The 6,614-nt window shown below is 24.2% G+C and carries 11 protein-coding genes; 10 read left to right on the top strand and 1 reads right to left on the bottom strand.

The window, feature by feature from the left end; all coding sequences use genetic code 4:
• A partial coding sequence (locus EHV01_RS02125) for a hypothetical protein (RefSeq protein ID WP_422066003.1) occupies nucleotides 1-203 on the bottom strand: 203 nt, incomplete at its 3' end.
• A 329-nt stretch (nucleotides 204-532) separates the two neighbouring features.
• Between EHV01_RS02125 and EHV01_RS02130 the strand changes: the two genes are divergently transcribed.
• The 10 genes from EHV01_RS02130 to EHV01_RS02175 form a co-directional block, all read left to right on the top strand.
• Nucleotides 533-892 carry a hypothetical protein gene (locus EHV01_RS02130; RefSeq protein WP_422066004.1) on the top strand — a complete coding sequence of 120 codons (360 nt, stop codon included), beginning with the start codon at nucleotides 533-535 and terminating at the stop codon, nucleotides 890-892.
• 118 nt (nucleotides 893-1,010) lie between these two features.
• Complete coding sequence (gene pyrH, locus EHV01_RS02135) at nucleotides 1,011-1,736, top strand: UMP kinase (protein WP_004028566.1); 726 nt, start codon at nucleotides 1,011-1,013, stop codon at nucleotides 1,734-1,736.
• On the top strand, nucleotides 1,737-2,291 hold the full coding sequence (gene frr / locus EHV01_RS02140; RefSeq protein WP_422066005.1) for a ribosome recycling factor: 555 nt from the start codon (nucleotides 1,737-1,739) through the stop codon (nucleotides 2,289-2,291).
• A 295-nt stretch (nucleotides 2,292-2,586) separates the two neighbouring features.
• Nucleotides 2,587-2,949 (top strand): hypothetical protein, encoded by a 363-nt coding sequence (locus EHV01_RS02145; protein WP_422066006.1) that lies wholly within the window; start codon nucleotides 2,587-2,589, stop codon nucleotides 2,947-2,949.
• 310 nt (nucleotides 2,950-3,259) lie between these two features.
• The gene (locus EHV01_RS02150) at nucleotides 3,260-4,006 is read left to right on the top strand and encodes a DNA-methyltransferase (protein ID WP_422066007.1); all 747 of its coding nucleotides are present in this window, start codon (nucleotides 3,260-3,262) and stop codon (nucleotides 4,004-4,006) included.
• 562 nt (nucleotides 4,007-4,568) lie between these two features.
• Nucleotides 4,569-4,778 (top strand): hypothetical protein, encoded by a 210-nt coding sequence (locus tag EHV01_RS02155; protein ID WP_422066008.1) that lies wholly within the window; start codon nucleotides 4,569-4,571, stop codon nucleotides 4,776-4,778.
• Complete coding sequence (locus tag EHV01_RS02160; RefSeq protein ID WP_422066009.1) at nucleotides 4,760-5,230, top strand: hypothetical protein; 471 nt, start codon at nucleotides 4,760-4,762, stop codon at nucleotides 5,228-5,230. Before EHV01_RS02155 ends, EHV01_RS02160 begins: the two co-directional genes overlap by 19 nt.
• A complete protein-coding gene (locus tag EHV01_RS02165) occupies nucleotides 5,202-5,672 on the top strand; it encodes a hypothetical protein (RefSeq protein WP_422066010.1) in 471 nt (156 codons plus the stop codon). The genes EHV01_RS02160 and EHV01_RS02165 overlap by 29 nt, the downstream gene beginning before the upstream one ends.
• 153 nt (nucleotides 5,673-5,825) lie before the next feature.
• Nucleotides 5,826-6,284, top strand: coding sequence for a hypothetical protein (locus EHV01_RS02170; protein WP_422066011.1), 459 nt, complete (start codon nucleotides 5,826-5,828; stop codon nucleotides 6,282-6,284).
• Between the two features lie 16 nt (nucleotides 6,285-6,300).
• On the top strand, nucleotides 6,301-6,614 hold a 314-nt coding region (locus EHV01_RS02175), incomplete at its 3' end, for a hypothetical protein (protein ID WP_422066012.1).

Below are 6,614 nucleotides of genomic sequence, written 5' to 3' on the forward strand. Positions count from 1 at the left end.
AATTCATTCCATCACCAAAACCGATTTTTGTAACTGTTTCAGTTAATAAATTCATTATTTTCTATCCTCCTTTTTTTCAAGTTCTTTTTTTCTTTTTTCTTACCTTGAATTTGTCTAACTTTTTGATAAATTGATAAACCAATTCACGCAAAAATTCCTAACAAAATCAAAATACTAAATATCCATGTTAATCATACTGGCATGATATAACTCCTTTCAATAAATTAAAAAATTTAAATTTGCAAACTCGCTCCGCTCGTTGTCGCGTTGCTCCAATTAAAAAACATTATTGAATAAATTATCCGCTAATAAATTAAGCGGAATAATTTATTCTTTTACTTTTTAATTTCAATATCTTTTGCAATCTTATTTGACAGTATTAATAACAATATCTTTACCATACTTTTTCACTAACGACCGCAAAATAAAATATTGCTTTGTTTGCATAATTTCAACTCCTTAAAATTTTTAAAAAATTAACAAATTCATAAGTATTTTTATACAAAGAGTAAAAACCAAAAATACAAAATGTATGTGGTTTCTACAAAATTGGATTGAAGGTGGTATTTCACAACAAAGTATTTTTTACACTCTATGTCATGAACTTGGACATTTGCTGCACTATCGTTATAAATTAGATTATAAAATTAATGTGATTGAACAATTAAAAACATTTTTATTAAAAAAAATTAATAACTTTCACCAGCAACAAAGTTTAACAAAAGAAAAGATTTTTCAATTATTTTATCTTATTAAATTTTCATTTAAAGATAATTTTGAATTGTTTGCGGAGGGATTTGTATATTGACTTTTAACAAGTGATGCTTTAAAAACAAAAGAATGAGAATTTTGACATGAGTTTTTAACATCTTATTTGCCAAGTTTAAGTTAATATTAAGTAGTTTTTGATAAAGTAAATTTCTTTACTAATTTGTAATTTTATTTTGATTATTTGTTAAAACAATTTATAATATATTAGAATAAAATAGAAAAAAAAGAGGAAAGTTATAATGGCATTACAATATAAGCGAGTTTTACTAAAATTATCTGGTGAAGCATTAGGGAATTCTGATGATTTATATGATGCGAAAAAAATTTATGATATTGCAAAACAAATTGTTAAATTACAAAAAGAAGGATTACAAATTGCTATTGTTGTTGGTGGTGGTAATATTTGACGCGGTAATCGTGCTGACACAATTAAAATGAATCCAATTAGTGCAGATTATATGGGGATGTTAGCAACAGTAATGAATGCTTTAGCATTAGAGGCTGTATTAAAAAATGAAGGTAGTCAGAATGTTGTTGTAACTTCAAAAATTCAAGTTCCGGAAGTTGCTTCACCATATTTGTTTAAAAAAGCAAAAGCTGCTTTAGAAAAAGGAGCAATTGTTATTATGGCTGGAGGAACTGGCCAACCAAAGTTTACAACTGATACAGCAGCAACAATTAGAGCAATTGAAATTGATGCAGATGTTATGTTAATGGCAAAAAATGGGGTTGATGGTATTTATGATAAAGATCCGCGCCATAATGCTGATGCAGTTCGCTTTGATAATATTAGTTTAAATGAATTGCAAAAAAAACAATTAAAAGTAATGGATTTAACAGCATCTAGTTTAGCAATGGAAGATGATGTTAAAATCGTTGTTTTTGATATTAATGAACCAGATAATATTTATAAGGCAGCACATGGTAATGCGCGTTCAACAATTGTTACAGGAGGGAAAAAATAAATGTCGCAAGAAGTTATTAATCAAACAAAAGAAAAAATGGAAAAAGTAATCGTTTCATTTGAAAATGAATTAATTAAAATTCGTACTGGTCGTGCCAATCCAAATATGTTATCACATATTATGATTGATTATTATGGAACACTAACACCAATTCAACAATTGGCTAATATCATGGTGCCAGAAGCACGACAATTAGTTATTAAACCATATGATCGTTCAATTATTAATTTAATTGTAACAGCAATTAATAAAGCAGATTTAGGTTTACCACCAAATTCAGAAGCAGATTTAATTCGGTTAAATATTCCTCCGCTAACTGAAGAACGTCGTAAAATGTTGGTTAAGGAAATGTGAAAAGCTAGTGAACAGTTTAAAGTAGCAATTCGGAATGAACGACGAGATAGTAATGAACACCTTAAAAAAGATTCTGAATTAACTGAAGATGATAAAAAATATTATGAAGGGGAAGTTCAAAAATTAACGGACCAATTTATTAAAAAAATTGATGAAAAAGCAACTCTAAAAGAAAAAGAACTAATGGAAGTGGGCGAGTAAAAAAGATACGGGTTTTTCCTAAAAAGGGAAAATTCGTTTTTATTTGTTAAAAACAAGTCTTGTTTATTAAACTTTTAATTAAATTTGTTAAATTAACAAAAAAGTTAACAAATATTTTTTAGTATGCTTTTTTTGCTAACACCAACATGTTAATAAACAAGTTAATAAACAAGTTAAACAATTAGTTAAATAATGTGTTCAATAACATGTTATCTAACATGTTTAAAAACACTTTATTAGCAACGGACTGGAGGTTTTTAAAATTGAATATAGTCAAAAGATTGTATATGTTTATATGAATAAAAATTATATTCGGGATGTAAAATTTGATACTTTTAATTGTAGAAACTGTGTTTCACCAAAAACTTATGGTGCGAGCTGATTACAGCCAAAAAAATTAATTTGACCAGGTAAATTTCCTAATCAGGTAAGATTAGGGATTTATCCGAATCAATTGTATGAAGAGTTTATTTTTAAAAATAATAAAAAAATTATTACTTGTCATATTTTAGGTTCTGAATTAAAAGAACTTATTGAGAAACAAGCAAGAGGTAATCAGTCGGCATATTCACGGCAAATAAATGACCTAGAAAAAGAGTCTAATAAAAATAATACTGAACCAATAAATTTTAATGAGGATGATATTTTATGGGATTAGCTAAAAATTTAGTATATGCAATATATGACATAAATGATGATTTAGTTGGTATTTATGAATCAGTAGAAGATGTAGTAATTAATTATTATCAGGTTAGTCCTGATAACCCGCTTTTTGAAATTAAAAAAAAGTATGTTCATCAAGTTGTTTATCGTACAAAAAACAGTTTCATACACAAAATATTAAAATTTATTGTTATAAGGAGAAATAAAAGTGGAATCAAAACATTATTTTTGGTTAAAAGCATTAGCAAAAAAATATAAGGATAATGAAATTATTTCTAAATTAGAAAATATTAGAAAAGAATTAAATGAAGAACATAATTCATAAGACATTATTAGGTACTTTATATTTGGGTGACTCAAAAGAATTAATTAAAAATATACCTGATAATTCAGTTGATTTAATTTTAACTGATCCTCCATATTTTTATGAAAGTATTAATAATAAGAAAAAATATGAATCAAAATCAAAAGTAAATGCTGTTTTTAATAAATTAAATGATGATTTAAATTTGATACAAGCTAATAAAAATATTGACATTGAATTCTATTTAAACGAATTTAAACGAATTTCAAAATCACAATTATTTTTAATTTGAATGAATAAAGAACAAATATTTTATTATATAAAATGAGTAAAAGAAAATGGATACTATTTTGATTTTTATATTTGAGAAAAATTAAATCCATTGCCGTCAAATAATTTTATTTATCAAGATAAAGAATTTTGTATAGTAATTTATAAATATGAATGAAATATGCGAGTACCTAATTACTTAACTGAATATGAAAATAAAAAAATATTTTTTCATAGTCCAATCGGTCAAGAATCAAATGGACATCCAACCCCAAAGCCAATTAAAGATATAGAATTTTTAATTCGTAAATATTCAAAGAAAAATGATGTTGTGTTTGACCCATTTATGGGAAGTGATACTACTGCAGTTGCTTGTGAAAATTTAGAACGAAAATGAATTGGTATTGAAATTATTTTTAAATATTTTGAAATTGCAAAAAATAGAACTACTAATATACAACAAAGATTATTTGAATAGTGAAAATTAAAATTAAATGTTCTTATTGCAATAAAAATATTAATTATGGAAATATAGTTTCAAAGAGTGAATTTAAGTTACATTATTTATGCTTGTAAATTGTACTATGAAGTGTAGCACTTTATAAACTGTAAAATCAAGCTTTTTAAATTTGTAAAGATTTTTTATAAAAATTAAAGCAAAAATATCTTTTATTTTATGGCTTATTTTAGTTAATTAATTACTAAAATAACTATTAAGCTTAAAAATAAGGTTTTCATTCATATAAAAAGTGCTACATTTGCATTTACAATTTACAGCTATAAAAAATTATTAAATTAGAAAGGATAAATAAAATGACAAGTAATAAATACAGAATTAAAAAACATAAAATAAAAGTCAAGAAAAATAAATTAAAAGCAAATAAAAGAAAAATTAAGGAGTTTTTATTATGAAAAAGTTTAGTAAAAAAATAACAATAAAATTAAATGAATTAATTTTAAGATCATATTCAGTGTCAAAAGATGAAATTACAGATGAACATTGAGCAATAGTAAAGAAAAATTAGAAAGGAACTACAATTATGGAAGATTTATTAAATGAAATTAAAATGAAAGTTAAAACTATGCAAGCTACTTTAATACAACTTAATGAATATCAAATTCATCATGAGTCAATTAATATTATTCGTAAAGAAATGCATTTTTATAATTATATTTTAGAAAAAATGGAGCAACAAAAAGAAAGTAATATTGCAAAAAAATTAGTAACGTCATGAGAAAAGAAAAAATAATATTTAATTATATTATTGCAATTGACCCTGCTGGAATTGGACAAACTGGTATTATAGCTTATGATGTTAAACAAAAATATATTTATCAACATATTACTATTGAATCAAAGTCAGATGAAAATGCAGTTGAAAATATTTATAATTGAATTAATAAAATTTTAGATTTAAAAAATGTATTAATTATAATTGAAAATTTCCAAATTTGGCCGAATTTAAAAATTAAAAATGTTTTATCAACTCCGCTATGTATTGGTGGTTTAAAAGCTCTTTTTAAATATAAATTTAATTGACCTATTATTCTACAAGAACCAAATGTTAGAGGTACAATAAAATTAAATTATAAAGGAAATATAAAAATGTCAGAACATGAATTAGATGCTTGAAAACATTTACAATATTTTCTAAAAAAGGAGTCAGATAAAAATGCCAAGAGTTCAAAGCAATTTAGTTAATAAAGCAAATAAACCAGTGACTAAAAAGAAACTAACTATTACAAAAAATACTGCTAGTTCTACTATTAAAAAGAATGTGACAAAAAAAGAAATTGTAGAGAAAAAACGAGAATGAATAAATAAAATAGTAATTGATGTTAAAATTCATTCTGATCCTGTAAAAACTAAAATTGTAGCCAAAACAGCTGGTGGTGTAGAAATTGATGCTGATTCTGCAGGATGCAGTTGATCGGGTATGAACTATACTACTTTGTCAATATATGATCCTAATTTATTATCAGTTTTTTTAAAATTAAGAAAAGATGATGAAATTAGAGTTACGGGTACTATTTGAAATACTTTAAATAAAATAACAAAAAAATACTTTCATTGTATTAGAATTGAAAGTTTTGAAATTATTAAAAAAGTGCCAAGAACTCGTTCTAAAAATAATCAAAAATAAACTTAATAATATATAATTTTAATAGTAACAGTAATGTTACATCCTAAATGAAACAACTTCTTTAAATCAGGAGTTTTATAAAAAGTGCAGATTATTGTTCTGCATTTTTTATTTTTGCATTATACAATCATCAATGAAAAAGGAGAAAAAATAATGGCATTAAAAAATATAAAATATGTTCTTATTAATGAAAATAATGAACCTATTAAAAATGAAGATGGTAATTTAGATATTAAAACTGCTGAAATTATTTTAGAAAATACTTCTGAAATTGAAGAATTTAATGCAAGTAATTTAGAAAATAGTAATCAACAAATCAATGAATTACAAACAAAAAATACTGAATTAACTTCACAAATTGAAAAACAAACAATTCAATTAAAACAAATTGAAATAATTTATTTTATTAATTCTTTAACTGATAATGAAGACTTTAAAAATGTTTTATTAAAGTCTTATGATATTAGCGATGATATTGAAATTATTAAAGCACAATTGCAAAGTGTTTATGATGAATTAATTAAAGTACAAACAGTTAATACTGGTGGCGTACCAAAAGTAGAAAACAAAGAAAACAATATTTTAGATACAGACAATGTATTTAATAAATAGAAAGAAGGAGATAATTATGGCACAAAACCCACAAAGAATTTTCGGAGATATTGCTAATCAAGCAACAAAACAAGACCGAGAAACATTTGAACAATGATATTTACAAACTTATCAACAAAAATTTAGTTGAGAAGCATTATTTGCGTGAAAAGAAGCCAATAAATTTGGTTTAACATATAAAAGAAAGAAAAATATTAAATATAATGAAGGTTTAGGAAACGAAGGGCAAGTATTTAATACTGATGATAACCTATTAAAATATTCAACAGTGGAATTTGAAGATGGAACAGTTGAATTAGATACAATTTTAACTTTTGCCCGCAAATTAGT

Source organism: Spiroplasma sp. hy2 (assembly GCF_044714365.1).
GTDB lineage: Bacteria > Bacillota_I > Bacilli_A > Mycoplasmatales > Mycoplasmataceae > Spiroplasma > Spiroplasma phoeniceum.